This is a genomic window from uncultured Tissierella sp. (genome assembly GCF_902479755.1).
Classification (GTDB): domain Bacteria; phylum Bacillota; class Clostridia; order Tissierellales; family Tissierellaceae; genus Tissierella; species Tissierella carlieri.
Genome location: NZ_CABSQO010000058.1, coordinates 1 through 15,927, shown reverse-complemented (window position 1 = coordinate 15,927; position 15,927 = coordinate 1). Strand labels below are relative to the sequence as shown.

Sequence of the window (15,927 nt, the reverse complement as noted above, 5' to 3'; positions counted from 1 at the left end):
TGAGATAGAAAAGAAAATACAGTAATTAAACTGTAACTTTATTATACGAGGAGGTGAGTATAGTGAAAAAATCATTGCTTGTATTAACAGTTTGCTTCCTGCTTATTACAGTTTTAAGCATTAATATGTCTTTCGCCAAGAATATGTATAACCCTGAAGACATAACATGTTTCTATTATTCAGATGAGAGTGATTATAGAGAGAGTTGGCTTGAAGGTGTGGAAAAGAGTGTTTCAAAATTGTTGGAAAAATATGACGATAAAGTTTATGTAAAACAGTATTCAAGCTTTGATGAGTTGAAGGAATATTTTGTTCGTGACGACACCAATAGTACGTTTTACGATTCAGAAATAATTAATAAAAACATAAGCTTACGATATGCATATAGAATAAATAGATATTCAGATGTCTTCGAAGCAATATTTGTGGATTGTGAAGAAGAATAAATACCAAAAAAGAAAGGAACTTAAAAGATTCAACAGTTTTGATAATAAAATAGCATGGACATTTTATTTTTGGTATAATTGAGCTATCGAGAACTAGAATTGTATCAGGTAGCATACCTTTGTGTCGCTTGCAAAATCCTAACTTTTGTAACAATTTTCATAGTTTTCTGGTTGTTAAACAACTTAATAAGTTCGTATAATAGCTGATGAAGGTATCTTCATGGGAATCTCTTCTTTGTGATTTGACGTCACTTTGAGATTCTCATTTTTTATGATTTTTTCTTTGAAGTATCTGAAAATATGTTATTTATCTAATAACTCCCTTTTCTTTTCAGAACCTTTTTTATTGCCTACAAATGTGTTATAATTACATTATTGCAGGGTAATTTACGAGAAGGAATGATTATAAAATGAATGTAAAGACCTTAAAAACATTAGAATATAATAAGATTATAGATTTACTTCTAGGAAAAGCTGAATCTAGCTTAGGTAAGGACAAGGTAAAAGAAATAAAGCCTTTAACAAATATGGAAGATATAGAGTATCTTCAAAGAGAAACAGAGGAGGCCTATACACTTTTAATTAAAAGGGGAACGCCACCGTTATATGGAATACACAGTATAGCACCTGAAGTTAAAAGGGCAGAAATAGGCGGAGCTCTTAGTCCTGGGGGCTTACTAAAGGTATCTGACTCTCTAAGAGTATCTAGGGGATTAAAAAACTATATAAAAGAGACGAAAGAGGATAAAGTATCTGATTATCCTATAATAGAAGAATTAGTTGAGGGGCTTAGGGTTTTTAAACATATTGAAGATGAAATAAATAATGCTATAATATCAGAAAATGAAATTTCAGATAATGCTAGCTCAACGCTTAGAAGTATTAGAAGACAAATAATTAGTAAGAATGAGGCAGTAAAGGATAAGTTAAACTCAATAATAAATTCCCAGACTAACAAAAAATATCTTCAGGATAGCATTGTAACTATTAGAGAAGGAAGATATGTAATACCTGTTAAATCAGAGAATAAGGGAAATGTACCAGGATTAGTCCATGACATGAGTGGGAGCGGGGCAACGTTATTTATAGAGCCTATGGCAGTAGTTCAGCTAAATAACGAGCTTAGAGAGTTAGAGCTAAAAGAAAGAGAAGAGATAGAAAGAATTTTAAGGGAACTTTCAAACTTAGTTGCAGAAGAATCCGAAGGGATTGGAAATAATCAAAAAATCCTTCAAGAATTGGACTTTATTTTTGCTAAAGGGAAACTTGCCCTTGATATGAAGGCGACTAAGCCAATACTAAATGAAAAAGGATATATAAATATTAAAAAAGGTCGTCATCCACTGCTTAATGTAGCTAAAATAGTACCAATAGACGTATACCTAGGAAGAGATTTCAATTCCTTGATAATAACAGGGCCGAATACTGGTGGTAAAACCGTTACATTAAAGACTGTGGGGTTACTTACTTTAATGGCTCAGTCAGGACTTCATATCCCTGCCGATTTTAATTCAGAGATAGCAATATTTACTCAGATATTTGCAGATATTGGAGATGAGCAAAGTATAGAGCAATCTCTCTCTACCTTCTCATCTCATATGGTGAATATAGTAGATATATTATCTAAAGTAGAATATAATAGTTTAATTTTATTTGATGAACTTGGAGCAGGAACAGATCCTACAGAGGGTGCAGCTCTTGCCATGTCAATACTTGATCATTTACTTAAATTAAATGTTAGAATCATTGCTACAACTCATTATAGTCAATTAAAGCTATATGCATTAACTACAGAAGGTGTAAAAAATGCATCTGTAGAATTTGATGTGGAGACTTTAAGCCCCACATATAGATTGCTTATTGGAGTACCAGGTAAATCTAATGCTTTCGAAATATCTAAAAGACTTGGATTACAAGAATATATCATAGATTATGCAAAAGACCTTATTTCTAAGGAGAATGTAGAATTTGAAGATGTGCTACAGGCTATGGAAAAAGATAGATTAGCTACAGAGGCTAATAGGGCTGAAGCAGAAAGATATAGATTAGAAGTAGAGAAATTGAAGGCAGATTTAGAAATAGAAAAAGATAAAACAAAGGAAATGAGAGACAAGATTTTAGTTAAGGCTAAGGAAGATGCTAGAAATATATTAAGATTAGCTAAAGAAGATGCAGATTCTATAGTAGGAGAATTAAGAGATATATCTAGTGAAATAGAAAAGGATAGAAATAGAAAACTTCAAGAAGCACAGGATAAATTAAAAGCTAAATTAAATAAGGCTGAGGGAGAAGTGTCTCGTAATGTACTAAATGTAAAATCCAATAAGCCGCCAAAAAACTTGAAGGTGGGAGAAACTGTGGAGGTTCTTACCTTCAATCAAAAGGGTACAGTCCTTGATGAACCAGATGATAATGGAAATGTAAGGATTCAAGTGGGTATAATGAAAATAACTGCTCATATATCTACGTTAAAGAGAACAACTTCAGATGAAGAAGAAAAAGTCCATGGTAGTACAAAAAAAATAATGGGATCTAAGTCTAAAGATATTAGGACAGAAATTGATTTAAGAGGAAAAAATCTAGATGAAGCATTTTTAGAGTTAGATAAATATTTAGATGATGCATATATTGCAGGCTTAAAGCAAATTAATATAATACATGGTAAAGGTACTGGAGTGCTTCGAGATGGGATAAAAGGATATTTAAGAAGTCATAGACATGTCAAAGCTTCTAGATTTGGTACCTTTGGAGAAGGCGGAGATGGCGTTACAGTAGTAGAGATTAAGTAAAATAGTTTTTAATATTTGGAAAAGATATTTGTGTCAAAAACAAATATCTTTTTTATTATAAGAAAACTTAAGAAAAAATGAACCATATATAATATGGTGACGATAACAGTATGAGGAGGCGGTGGTGATGAATGTATCGGATGTAGAAGAACTAATTGATCTATATGGAGATATTATTTATGGATTTTGTAGGAGACTTGCAGTAAATAAGTCCGATACAGATGATTTATATCAACAAACTTTTCTAAGAGCTGTAGAAATTCAAGAAAATATAGATATAGACAATAATCCAAAAGGATTTTTAATTTCTCTTGCAGTAAGTATATGGAAAAATACCATTCGTAAAAATGCTCGGCGTCATAGGATTGCGCCAACAGTCAGTATAGAGGGAAATGATTTATGGGATATATCAATCAATAGCATTAGTACAGAAGATATAGCTATTTCAAATGAGTTAATAGGTCAAGTAAATATTATAGTTTCTAACCTAAGTGATAAATTTAGGATACCGATTATTATGTATTATAATGGAGATATGTCTATATCAGAAATTGCAGCAACTTTAAAGTTACCACAGGGAACAATTAAAAGCCGTTTACATAAAGCTAGATTAATTATAAAAAAGGAATTGGAGGGGAAAGGCTATGAAGGATATAGATAAGGAAAGTATTGACTTTCTACTAGAAAAATCCCTTGCATCATATGATAAAGTTGATGAAAAGTTAAATCAAGAATTAAAGAAAAAATTAAGATATGGAAACTCTAAAGAGAAGACTATATCCATATGGTGGCTTCCAATGGTTATTTCTATCTTTATAACCATAGCAGTATCAACAATAGCTTTCATTTATATTCCATATGGAACTTTACAGGTAATGATTATGGTATTTGGATTATTGACTATGATATTTAGCATAGTATTGACAGCTATTGGAGTTAAATACTTTGAACTTAAGAAAGGAGCTGTGATTTGTCTATGAATATGTTTATACTGTTTGGAATATTAATATCATTTGTTGTTGTGACATTTGCTTTTCTAGGTACATGGACATATAGAGATGCAAAAAAAAGGAATTTAAATGCAGGCTTATGGACTGCTATAGTATTATTGGTTCCCAACTTAATGGGGTTAATAATTTACTTCCTAGTAGCTCGTAAGGATGAGATGATCACATGTAATAAATGCGGTAGTATGGTGCCGGGATCATCCAATTATTGTATGACTTGTGGAAATGAGTTCAAAGAAGATATTAGATATTACAGGGAAAATAGAGAAAGTAATTCGAAGGGACTTATGATAGGGTTTATTATTTATTTCATAGTTATTATTATAATCTTTATGGGTTTTGTTCTGATAGTATTTAGAGATGGTGACTTGAAAGCACATAGTGGAATATCAATAGGGTCAATAGAAAATAATATAGGAGACAAATGGAATGTATCATATATTAGTTCTACTAAAGAATTTACCCGTAAAATAAAAATAGAAGATAATAATCCGAGTAGACTCTATATTGAATCAGAGTGTGGTAAGGGTAAGCTTTCATTACGTTTAGTACAAGGAGATATAGAAAGAACTATAGATTTATCACCTAAAAATGATAGCTATGAATTTGATTTATCAATATTTAAAGATGGAGAAGTTAAGTTATATCTAATTGGGAATAATGCTAAGAATGTAAAGTTCAAATCATACTGGGAATAACATAATTATTTAATTTAGCTTTGATAGAATATTCATATAGGAAAAGCAATAAAGAAATTACAGGTGGTGAGTTAGTGAGAATAGGAAAATTTGCTGAAAGTAATAATCTTACTATTGATACTGTTAGACATTATATGGATTTGGGATTAATTATACCTGAAATGCAGGGAGGCCAATATTATTTTGATGATAGATGTAAGTCAGACTTAGAAGATATTCTAAATTTAAAGGGTATGGGATTTACATTAAATGAAATTAAATCTATATTTATATTTAGGAGACTAGGAAATCTTACTCCATATGAACAAAATCAATATTATAAAACATTTTTTGAAAGCAAATATAAGAGTATAGGAGAGGAGATAGATAATCTCAAAGAGATTAGAAATAATCTTAAAATTAAAATACAAGAACTACACAATATTAGCATAGAACGAAAGAACAAAATAGGTATTGATTTTAGAAATCTAAACATGTTTAAATGTTTAAAATGTAATGGTGATTTAATACTCTCTAAAGGAAGTGTAGATAGCAATCAAGTAATTGATGGAAAATTAATATGTAATTGTGGTTTAGAATACGATATTGATGATGGAATATTAATAATTAATCATGAACCTATAGATCATGGATTGAAATTTGATTATAAATATATAGAGGAATATATAAGCTTAACTGATATGGAGTATTTAGAGAATGTATATAAAAATTTAGAACTGATGCATAAGAAAATAGAGTTTGATAATTTTAAGAACAAAACAATATTAGAGTTAGGATCTGGTAATGGTTTTTTCTTAAGGCATATATATAATGAATTACCTGATGACTCCATTTATATAGCTGTTGATAATGATATTGGGAGACATAAATTTTTGAAAAGCGTGCTAGAGCTTATAGATTCCAATAAAAACATAATATTTATATGTTCTGATTTTACTGAGATTCCTATAGGAAATAAATCTATCGATATTATTGTGGATTTTTCAGGAAGTAGTAATTATGGATTTTCAAAGGAGCAATTTTTGTTGAATGAAATAGATAACTATATTAAAGAATCTGCTTGGTTGATAGGTTCATATATAATATTTAAAAACTTTGGTGTGAATAGTAAAATAGATGATAAATATAGAAAAAGTTTTATTTTAAAAAATGTAAAAGAAAAAATAAAGAATCTAAACTATGAACTTATTTATGAAAAAGTTTCAGAACCTTTAGGGAAAGGTGGAAAATACGAAAACTATTTTGTAAAAGGAGAAGAAGTATATTCTTATTTATATTATGGAAAAAGATAGGGTTAACCCTATCTTTAATTATTTGTGCAAACAAAAAGACTTGGAAAATATATTGACATTGTCTAAGGGCTACTATTTAAGATGTGGTCAGGAGGGATCAATATGAAAAACAAAAAGGAGAGATTAAATTTCATATTATTTTCATTAGGTAAATTTGTATCTATTTTTGGTGCATCCATTTATTCTTTTGCCATGGGGCTTCATGTATTAGAAATTACAGGTTCAGGTCTTAGTTTTGCTATGACTCTAATAGTTAGTATAATACCCATGCTAATTATCAATCCGTTTGCTGGAGTTGTAGCTGATAAATTTGATAAAAAAAAGATAGTAGTTTCCATGGATATATTAAATGGAATATTTCTTATACTGTTATATATGGTTAGTAGTATATATGGTCTAAATTTATTAATTATATATATAAGTACATTTATTACTACAATTTTTACTACTATATTTGGCATATCGATGGAATCAGCAATTCCTAATATTGTATCAGAAAATATGCTGATGAATATTAATTCAATTAGCAAGATAATAGACTCTACATCTTCCATATTAGGACCAATGGTTGGAGGAATAGTATTTGCCCTAATAGATATCAGATATTTTATTCTATTTAATGGAATATGCTATATATTTTCGGGAGTGTCTGAAATGTTTATAGATTTTAAACATAATTATAATGGGAGTAATAAAAAAGAAAACAGCATTAGTTTTGTAGAAGATATGAAAAATGGATTAGAATATATTATAGAAAGAAAAGATATAATAGGAATTTTTAGTGTGTTTATTAGCTTGAATTTTTTTATGGGTTTATCAATCACAATACCTTTGCCTTATATAATTAATAATGTATTGACATTAGACTCTAGGAGTTTGGGAATAATTCAGAGTGCATTTCCAATAGGAATGATAATTGGTGCATTGATAATCAAAAAGATCATGCAAAGAGCTTCATATAAAAAGATTTTAATATTTGCTAGTTTAGCATTAGGTATATGTACAAATTTATTGGGAGTTCCAATAGTGTTTAAAAACTTATTATTTACTAATACTATATATACTTTCTATTATTGTGGAATAATGATTGCTTTCGGAGTCGCAATTTCTTTTATAGATATACCGATTATGTATATGCTACAAAAATTGATACCAGATGAATATAGAGGACGAGTTTTAAGTATAGCTATGAGCATGGTTAAAATTATACTGCCATTAGGATTGATACTGTCTGGATTCTTACTGAATATAATACCAGCTTATTTTATAACTACTGTGGGAGGAATAATGTTGTTCACCACTAATGTATTAGTCTTAAATAAGAAAAAATCATTATTCTGTAATATAAGTGAACAGGAAAAATATTAAAGTTCATATACTAATAGAGTAGTTTTAAATATTACTTGTATTTATACAGATAATATTGTATATTATATAGTAATAATTATATATAATTCGTCGATTGAGAGAGTAGAAAATTTAACCGTGTTGAAGCGAGCTGGGTTGGTGGGAGCCAGTACATAGGAAATATTTGAAGAGAACTCAGGAGAATATATCTGAAAAGAGTAGGATATTACGCTAGTAGCGTTAAAATTTCGAGTGGGCATTTGCCAACAAGAGTGGTATCACGGGGTAGCTCTCGTCTCTTATAATAGGAGACGAGAGCCTTTTTTTATGACCTAACACAGCGACATACAATCAAATAAAAAAGAAACAATTGTGAATTGAATAATAGGAGGTTGAAAATATGTTAAACTTTAGAGAAGAAGTTGTTAAATTAATTAAATCAGAAGTGGATTCACTTACGGAAGAAGAAATATCTTCTTTAATAGAAGTGCCACCATCATATGATATGGGTGATTATGCTTTCCCAGTGTTTAGATTAGCTAAGGCTTTTAGAAAAGCACCACCTGCTATAGCTGAGGAATTAGCAAGTAAATTTGGAGAAAATGAGTACTTTGAAAAAATAGAAAATAAAGGTCCATATCTAAATTTCTTTATAAATAAAGGTAAACTTACAGAAGTTACTTTAAATGAAGTGAGAGAAAAAGGGACTAAATATGGTTCTTCAGATATGGGTAATGGTAAGACAGTTATAGTGGAGTATTCATCACCAAATATTGCAAAGCCTTTCCATATTGGCCATATTAGAACAACAGTTATAGGAAATGCTTTATATAAAATATATACTTTCTTAGGATTTGATACAGTTGCTATCAATCATTTAGGTGACTATGGTACTCAATTTGGTATGCTTATTTCTGCATATAAGAAATGGGGAGATAAAGAAGTAATAGAGGCTGATCCTATAAATGAATTATTAAAATTATATGTTAGATTTAACGCAGAAGCAGAAGAACATGAAGAATTAAGAGATGAAGCTAGATATTGGTTTAAAGAATTAGAAAATGGAAATGAAGAGGCTCTGGGGTTATGGGAGTGGATTAGGGAAATAAGCTTAAAGGAGTTCAATAAGGTATATGATATGTTAAATATTAAATTTGACTCCTATGCTGGAGAATCTTTCTATTCCGATAAGATGCCTGCAGTAATAGAGGAATTAAGAGAAAAGAACTTGATGAAGGAATCTCAAGGAGCTTATTTAGTGGATTTAGAGGAATATGGTATGCCACCAGCACTTATTATGAAATCTGATGGCTCAACTTTATATACTACAAGAGATATTGCAGCTGCCTTCTATAGAAAGGAAACCTATGATTTCTACAAAAATATATATGTAGTAGCTTCGCAACAAAATCTTCATTTTAAAGCTTGGATGAAGGTAATAGAGCTTATGGGATATGAGTGGGCAATTGACTGTGTCCATATACCATTTGGTATGGTTAGTCTAGAAGATGGTACTTTATCTACTAGAAAGGGTAGAGTTGTTTTCTTGGAAGATGTATTAAATACTGCAGTTAAAAATACTTTGGATATAATAAATGAAAGAAATCCAAAATTGGAAAATAAAGAAGAAGTAGCGAAACAAGTTGGAATAGGCGCCGTAATATTTCAAGAATTATTTAATCAAAGAATTAAAGATTATGTATTCTCTTGGGATAGAACATTAAGTTTTGAAGGAGAAACCGGTCCTTATGTTCAATATACCCATGCAAGAATAAATTCTTTACTTGAAAGAGGAAAGTTTAATATAGAGAATAATGTAAATTATAGCCTTCTTAATACTGAGGAAGAGATAAATATAACTAGACTATTATATGATTTCCCTAAAGTAGTACTAGATGCTATGGAGAAAAATGAACCTTATTTCATTACAAGACATATAGTCGAAATAGCAAAAGCTTATAATAAGTTCTATAATTCTTGCCCTATAATCACAGATGATATAGAACTTAAAAAAGCAAGACTTATGTTATCCTTTACAGCTAAGACTGTATTAAAAACAGGATTAGATCTATTAGGAATAGAAGCACCAGAAAGAATGTAGATATATATGACTAAAATGAGCTTTGAAAGATTGTTATTAAACTTATTTCAAGAAGATTATAATGAGGGGAAGAGATATGGTTATATATCTCAATTATCTATAATAACTACGAAGTCTTTAATTCCTATGATGAATGAAGAAGGAGTTAGAATTGACTATACTAGATTTTTAGAAGAGTTTAAACTATGGTTAAACTATAGAATTGGAGGAAACTCTTCCTTGTTAAATACACAAGGAAGAGTAAATCCAAGTTTATATTGGAATAATAAAGATGATTCTATAATAAGTAGAATAATACCTCTAGTTCTTGCAAATCAAAGATATGAAATAATAGAAGAAGAAACTATAAGAAATATACTATTTACATCTGGAAATCTTCAATTTTTATTTGAAACAATAGCTATTGTACATTTATTGTATTTAGTTCTTAGAGATGAGGATAATATAATAGAAAAGCTGAAGGAAAATATTATTGGATTTTCTCAAACTAATTATATGGATAAATATAAAAAGAATTATAGAATAGAAATTGAGAATTATTCAGGCAATTTCAAGGTAGAGTTTGAAAGAGAAAAAATACATCTATTGAATTTTTTAAATGGTATAATAAATAATAGGTATTTGAGTCTAGAGGATATTCTTAAGGTTTTAGATAAAGAAGAGTCAAAGACATTAATAGGCAAAGTATTGTACGACTTTTTATATGATTCAAATAAGGAATATAATCTTCCTAGATTTTATATTAATCTCGGTGAATATATTATATCTTTAAGAAAATCTAGAATAGACCCTGATAAGCTAAAGATAAAAGAATATATTTTACCAGATATATTTAATTTTAATGAAGGTGATGTTTTTTTTCATTCTTTACTTAAGGAAGCTAAGGTAATAAAAAAAGAAGTAAAGGATGACACCTTAACTTCTTTAATTCAGACTAAAACTGGTATGTACTTATTTAAAAGATAGACCCTTAGGGGTCTATTTTCTTAGATACTCTAAAAAATCTTTTTCGTCAATTTCCGCTAAAGAGCTTAATTCCTCCACAATACTGTCTTTTAAACTTAAAAATTCATTTATTTTAGTATTGCTACCTGTATATTCCAAGGCTTCAATAATTAATAGCATATCATCTTTAGACATTTCTTGGATAGAAATTTTATCAAATTCTCTCATGAATTATCTCCTTTCTTGTCGTATTATACAATATATTCTATAAGACTTTTGTCAAAAATTCAATGACTAATCTTATCTTTTCGTAAATTCTCTGTATAAGACTAAAAACTAATGATATAATGTATTTAATATAATAAAAGGAAGGTAAATAGATGAAAGTAATATTAAGTACATTAAATTCTAAATTTATTCATTCCTGTTTAGCTATTAGGTATTTACAGGGATATGTTGAGGATTTAATCCACATTGATATAAAAGAATATACAATAAATCAAAATATAGACTTTATAGCTTCAGATTTATATAAATTGGGGCCTGAGATTATTGGATTTTCAACTTATATTTGGAATTTAACAGAGACATTGAAAATATGTAAGATTTTGAAAACAGTAAATCCCAAAATAAAGATAATTTTAGGAGGACCAGAAGTTTCTTTTGATGGAGAAAAGATTTTAGAAGATAATAAGTTTATTGATTTTATTATTTATGGTGAGGGAGAAGAAACATTTAGGGAGTTTATAAAAAAAACAATTGACGGCAATGAAGATTATGATGATATAGAGGGATTAATTTATTCTCAAGGAAATAAAATCATTAAAAATCCTCCTAGACCTTTGATTAAAGATTTAAACATTATACCATCTCCATATAAAAATATAGGAGATGAATTTGAAAATAAAATAGTATATTTTGAATCTTCAAGGGGATGCCCATTTAATTGTGAGTTTTGCCTTTCGTCGACTATTAAAGGAGTAAGATATTTTGAGATTAATAGGGTTAAGGAAGAATTAAACAACTTAATTGAAGGGAAAGTGAGGCAGGTAAAATTTGTAGATAGAACCTTTAATGCTAATAAAAATTATGCAATGGAGATAATGAGTTTTATTATAAATAAGAATCCAAAGGATATAAACTTTCATTTTGAAGTCACAGCGCATCTATTAGATAGAGAAATGCTAAATTTTTTATCTGGAGTAAAAGAAGGATTGTTTCAATTTGAAGTAGGTGTACAATCTACTAATTTAGATACTATAGATGCTATTGGAAGAACTACCGACTTTGAGAAATTAAGAGATATTACTAAGGAGATAAAATCACATAAAAATATTCATCAGCATTTAGATTTAATTGCAGGACTTCCATATGAGGGGTATGATTCTTTTAGGAAATCTTTTAATGATGTATATGAAATAAGACCTGAAAAAATACAATTAGGATTCTTAAAACTACTTAAAGGCTCTGGATTAAGAAAGGATCAAGAGAAATATGGATTTAAGTATCTGGATGAACCTCCTTATGAAGTATTGGAAAATGATTTTATTAAGTTTAAAGAAATAATAAAATTAAAGACAATAGAAGATTTAGTAGAGAGGTATTATAATGAAGGATATTTTGAGCATGCGTTGGAATTCATAGTTCACAATCATTATACTAGTCCATTTGATTTTTATGAAGATTTCTCATATTACTGGGAATTTAAAAATTACCATAAGGTATCTAATAGTAGAATTAGGTTGTATGAAATATTAATAGAATTTTATAAACATAAGGGATTTAATAATATGGTAGTGTTCAATGAACTTCTAAGATTTGACTTTATAAAGAATAATAAGGGATCTAGAATTCCAAATGGAATTTTAGGATTTAAAGAGGATATAAAACAAAGTATTATTCATGAAATTCTAAAGAATGAGAAAGTAATGGAGGATTGCTTAGAAGAATATAAAGAATTACCTACGAAAAAGATAATTCAAGATATTGCAGTTGAAACCTTTAGCGTTAATATTTTCAAAATCATAGAAGATGGTTATAATTCAACAGACTATACGATTAGAACTGATATATTGTTTGTATATCAGAAGGAAGTTATAAATAGATGTAAAACATATGATATAAGCAATATAATAAAGGAGATGATTTAGCTTGGATATAATAAAGGATTTTTTGATGATTAATAATCAAACTTTTAAGAAAACAATAAGTAGTCTAAAGAGTAATTGGATGATAATATTTACTGGGATAGTATATATAATTTTGAATACAGCTATTTTTACTGTAGTATTTAGTATATTTAGAGGAGTGTTATCTATTTTTGCAGGGATTATTTTGGCTATAGTTAGTGCTAGTTTGATTTCAAACTACTTGTACTTGCTATATAACATAATAAATTATAATAGAATGACATTTCAAGATTTTAAAGATGGATTCAAATATTTTCTTAGAAAGGTATATACTATATTCTTTTTTGCTTGGATAGGAAGTTATTTACTATCCCTTATTCAAGGGATGCTAGGATTTAATGCTTATATTTTAAATATAATAATAATGGTATCTATATTGTTTCTACTTAATTCATTGCCTGAAACTCTATATTTAAAAGTTTTAGACCCTATGAATAGTATTATGTATTCTATTGATTTTATGAAAGAAAATTGGTTAAACTGGTTGTTGCCAAATGCAATATTTTATGTAGCTCTTTATTATCTAACAGGTAATATTCTTACAGACCTATTTACAACTCATCTATCTTTTGGGTTTAATTTTGGTACTTCTAGTATCATAAAATATCTGTTAGGACAGGGAGTGTTTTCATTCATGATGATCTACAGAGGACATTTATTTAAATTATTAAGTACTAGTACTAGAAGAAAAAGAATGTTTATGAATAAGTTTTAAGAATAGAGGGTGAAATATGGACTTTATTAATGAGTATTTTAGAAGAAAAACAGACAAGATTACATTTATTGAATTGAAAAAAAATACAACAACAAATATTAAGGGGTATCCTATAGATAAAGATATTCCCCTCCCAATAATAACTGATGTTCTAGTAAATGAAATTATAGAAGGTAATATGGAAGAAGAAATAAAATTAGTTCATGTAATAGATGGAATTATTTATTTAATGGGAATAGATCCTCTGTTTATGTATATGGAGGATTATAAGAATATACTTATGTCCTATAATGAAAGAGCAGAAGATTATATTTTTTATCAAGGAATTAAGAGTATAGAAGATGATGATTATGACAGTGGAGCCATTTATTTTAGGGCATTAAAATATATTAATCCTGAGAATGTTAATGGGATATTTAATTATGCCCTCGTATTAGAAGAAATATCAAAAGGATATCTGGAAAAAGAGCAAGATGAGAAAGGAATGCAGTTTCTAGAAAAATCTACGAATGAGTTAGAAACTATATTGGATATAGATGATAAATATCCATTAGCATACTATAAATTAGGATATCATTATAAATTTTCAGAGCAATATTTAAAAGCAAAGCTTATTTGGACAAGATATTTAACTCTAGATAAGGATGAGTTAAGGCTACAAGAGATAAGGGGAGAGATAGAACTTATTGAAAATGATGCGGCTTTAGAGACTGGATTAACTTACTTATCCCGAGAATACTTTGATAAAGCCTTAGATATATTTCTAAAACTAATGCCTAAGTTTGAAAAATGGTGGGAACTTAAATATCTAATAGGTGCATGCTATAAAGGACTCTCAGACTATGAAAAGGCAATTGATTATTTTCAAGGAGCATTGGAACTCTATAAAGTTGATTCTGATGTTTATAATGAATTAGGAATATGTTTATTTACTATAGGGGATATGGATGACGCTATAGATGTATTTACAGAAGGAATTGAAAATATACCAGATGATTATAAACTTTTATTTAATAGAGGATTATGTTATTTGCAGTTAGGACAACTAGAAGATGCTTATAGAGATATAGAAAATGCAGTGGATTTAAATCCTAATGATGAAAATATGAATGCTCAGAAAGACATTTTAGAAAATCTGATTAATAAATAATATTTAATATGGAGGGATAACAATGGAAATCAACAAATTAGATGAGTTATTAAATTTGAAGCACGAAGAGCCTATGAAGTTAGTAGTAGTAGCTTGCCATGATGAAGAAGTTCTCGCTGCTGTTTTTGAAGGTAAAAGATTAGGCATAGCTGAACCAATATTAATTGGAGATAAAGAAAAAACAATTGAGATTGCTAAGGAAAAAGGATTAGATATAAGTTCTTATACAATAATAGATGAAAAAGATTTAAATATGGCAGCAGAAATAGGGGTTAAAATGGTATCAAGTGGGAAAGCTAATTTTATAATGAAAGGTTTAGTTGATACTTCCATATTATTAAAAGCTGTACTAAATAAAGAATGGGGACTTAGAACTGATTCGTTACTATCTCATGTAATGCTATATGATATACCTAATTACTCAAAATTAATATATTTAACTGATGGTGGAATGAATTTACAGCCTACCTTAGAGGATAAGGTAAAAATCATAGAAAATGCTGTAACAGTAGCAAAGGCACTAGGAAAAGAAGAAGTCAAGGTTGCTTGTTTAGCAGCTAAAGAAAAGTTAGATCCTAAAATGGTGGCTACTGTGGATGCTAGTGAGTTAAAGCATAGATATGAAGAAGGAAAGTTTTCGAAAGGAACGATCGTCGATGGACCTATGGCATTGGATTTAGCTATATCTTCATCATCAGCTGAGATAAAAGGATATAAATCAAAAGTTTCAGGTGATGCAGATGTTTTATTAGTCCCAAACATTGAAATGGGTAATGGAATTGGAAAGAGCATTACTTATTTTGCTAGTGGAAAGTCTGCAGGGGTAGTAATGGGGGCAAAAGTTCCTATAGTATTAGTATCAAGAGCAGATGATCATGAAGCCAAATTGTATTCAATTGCATTAGGCAGTTTAGTAGCAGCATATAAAGGATAGTGGATAATTAATAAAAGAGTGGATGAATTATAGGAAATTACCTATATATCATCTGAATTAAAAGATTTTGTTAAAAACTTGAAAAAAATTCAAAATAGATGTTGACTTTAGATTAAAAACCGTGTATTATAATAAAAGTCGGCTGCGACATTGAACAAAACAAATCAAATTAAAGATTTAAAAAAGTTCAAAAAAACAGTTGACAAGTCTCTCGAAAGAGAGTATGATAGTAAAAGTCGGCTGTGACAAAAACCTTTATAAATCAACAAAATGATTTAAAAAAAGTTTTAAAAAACAGTTGACAGCAAACGGAA

General features: G+C 28.8%; 14 protein-coding genes and 1 other annotated feature. Of the genes, 13 read left to right on the top strand and 1 reads right to left on the bottom strand.

The features are described 5' to 3' along the window. Nucleotides 1–62: 62 nt before the first annotated feature. The 9 genes from RDK80_RS18805 (at nt 63) to RDK80_RS18765 (ending at nt 10,646) form a co-directional block, all read left to right on the top strand. Nucleotides 63–446, top strand: a complete 384-nt coding sequence (locus RDK80_RS18805) for a hypothetical protein (RefSeq protein WP_308525174.1) — start codon at nt 63–65, stop codon at nt 444–446. Nucleotides 447–856: 410 nt separating this feature from the next. After that, nucleotides 857–3,235, top strand: coding sequence for an endonuclease MutS2 (locus RDK80_RS18800; protein WP_308525173.1), 2,379 nt, complete (start codon nt 857–859; stop codon nt 3,233–3,235). A 127-nt stretch (nt 3,236–3,362) separates the two neighbouring features. Further along, nucleotides 3,363–3,896 (top strand): sigma-70 family RNA polymerase sigma factor, encoded by a 534-nt coding sequence (locus RDK80_RS18795; RefSeq protein WP_256312400.1) that lies wholly within the window; start codon nt 3,363–3,365, stop codon nt 3,894–3,896. Further along, complete coding sequence (locus RDK80_RS18790; protein ID WP_256312401.1) at nt 3,880–4,215, top strand: hypothetical protein; 336 nt, start codon at nt 3,880–3,882, stop codon at nt 4,213–4,215. The genes RDK80_RS18795 and RDK80_RS18790 overlap by 17 nt, the downstream gene beginning before the upstream one ends. Next, nucleotides 4,206–4,940 (top strand): hypothetical protein, encoded by a 735-nt coding sequence (locus RDK80_RS18785; protein WP_308525172.1) that lies wholly within the window; start codon nt 4,206–4,208, stop codon nt 4,938–4,940. The genes RDK80_RS18790 and RDK80_RS18785 overlap by 10 nt, the downstream gene beginning before the upstream one ends. Before the next feature lie 74 nt (nt 4,941–5,014). Beyond that, entirely contained in the window at nt 5,015–6,232 is a 1,218-nt protein-coding gene (locus tag RDK80_RS18780) for a MerR family transcriptional regulator (protein WP_256312403.1), read from the top strand. A 102-nt stretch (nt 6,233–6,334) separates the two neighbouring features. After that, nucleotides 6,335–7,600 (top strand): MFS transporter, encoded by a 1,266-nt coding sequence (locus tag RDK80_RS18775; protein ID WP_256312404.1) that lies wholly within the window; start codon nt 6,335–6,337, stop codon nt 7,598–7,600. 81 nt (nt 7,601–7,681) lie between these two features. Next, nucleotides 7,682–7,882, top strand: a binding site (T-box leader). Nucleotides 7,883–7,979: 97 nt separating this feature from the next. Beyond that, nucleotides 7,980–9,680 (top strand): arginine--tRNA ligase, encoded by a 1,701-nt coding sequence (gene argS, locus RDK80_RS18770; RefSeq protein ID WP_256312405.1) that lies wholly within the window; start codon nt 7,980–7,982, stop codon nt 9,678–9,680. A 6-nt stretch (nt 9,681–9,686) separates the two neighbouring features. Then, a complete protein-coding gene (locus RDK80_RS18765; RefSeq protein ID WP_308525171.1) occupies nt 9,687–10,646 on the top strand; it encodes a hypothetical protein in 960 nt (319 codons plus the stop codon). Between the two features lie 12 nt (nt 10,647–10,658). On the opposite strand, the gene RDK80_RS18760 is transcribed toward RDK80_RS18765, so the two are convergent. Then, on the bottom strand, nt 10,659–10,853 hold the full coding sequence (locus tag RDK80_RS18760; RefSeq protein WP_216560943.1) for a hypothetical protein: 195 nt from the start codon (nt 10,851–10,853) through the stop codon (nt 10,659–10,661). Nucleotides 10,854–11,005: 152 nt separating this feature from the next. Between RDK80_RS18760 and RDK80_RS18755 the strand changes: the two genes are divergently transcribed. The 4 genes from RDK80_RS18755 to RDK80_RS18740 are packed head-to-tail and all read left to right on the top strand — an operon-like array spanning nt 11,006 to nt 15,613. Beyond that, nucleotides 11,006–12,775 carry a B12-binding domain-containing radical SAM protein gene (locus RDK80_RS18755; RefSeq protein WP_256312407.1) on the top strand — a complete coding sequence of 590 codons (1,770 nt, stop codon included), beginning with the start codon at nt 11,006–11,008 and terminating at the stop codon, nt 12,773–12,775. Between the two features lies 1 nt (nt 12,776). Next, entirely contained in the window at nt 12,777–13,529 is a 753-nt protein-coding gene (locus tag RDK80_RS18750; protein WP_308525170.1) for a hypothetical protein, read from the top strand. 16 nt (nt 13,530–13,545) lie between these two features. Then, complete coding sequence (locus RDK80_RS18745) at nt 13,546–14,679, top strand: tetratricopeptide repeat protein (protein ID WP_308525169.1); 1,134 nt, start codon at nt 13,546–13,548, stop codon at nt 14,677–14,679. 22 nt (nt 14,680–14,701) lie between these two features. Beyond that, a complete protein-coding gene (locus RDK80_RS18740) occupies nt 14,702–15,613 on the top strand; it encodes a bifunctional enoyl-CoA hydratase/phosphate acetyltransferase (protein WP_256312410.1) in 912 nt (303 codons plus the stop codon). Nucleotides 15,614–15,927: the final 314 nt, after the last annotated feature.

Excerpts from the sequence above, each read along its gene's own strand:
- RDK80_RS18800 (WP_308525173.1), top strand. The coding sequence starts at position 857 with ATGAATGTAAAGACCTTAAAAACATTAGAATATAATAAGATTATAGAT.
- RDK80_RS18795 (WP_256312400.1), top strand. The coding sequence starts at position 3,363 with ATGAATGTATCGGATGTAGAAGAACTAATTGATCTATATGGAGATATT.
- RDK80_RS18790 (WP_256312401.1), top strand. The coding sequence starts at position 3,880 with ATGAAGGATATAGATAAGGAAAGTATTGACTTTCTACTAGAAAAATCC.
- RDK80_RS18775 (WP_256312404.1), top strand. The coding sequence starts at position 6,335 with ATGAAAAACAAAAAGGAGAGATTAAATTTCATATTATTTTCATTAGGT.
- argS (WP_256312405.1), top strand. The coding sequence starts at position 7,980 with ATGTTAAACTTTAGAGAAGAAGTTGTTAAATTAATTAAATCAGAAGTG.
- RDK80_RS18765 (WP_308525171.1), top strand. The coding sequence starts at position 9,687 with ATGACTAAAATGAGCTTTGAAAGATTGTTATTAAACTTATTTCAAGAA.
- RDK80_RS18760 (WP_216560943.1), bottom strand. The coding sequence starts at position 10,853 with ATGAGAGAATTTGATAAAATTTCTATCCAAGAAATGTCTAAAGATGAT.
- RDK80_RS18755 (WP_256312407.1), top strand. The coding sequence starts at position 11,006 with ATGAAAGTAATATTAAGTACATTAAATTCTAAATTTATTCATTCCTGT.
- RDK80_RS18745 (WP_308525169.1), top strand. The coding sequence starts at position 13,546 with ATGGACTTTATTAATGAGTATTTTAGAAGAAAAACAGACAAGATTACA.
- RDK80_RS18740 (WP_256312410.1), top strand. The coding sequence starts at position 14,702 with ATGGAAATCAACAAATTAGATGAGTTATTAAATTTGAAGCACGAAGAG.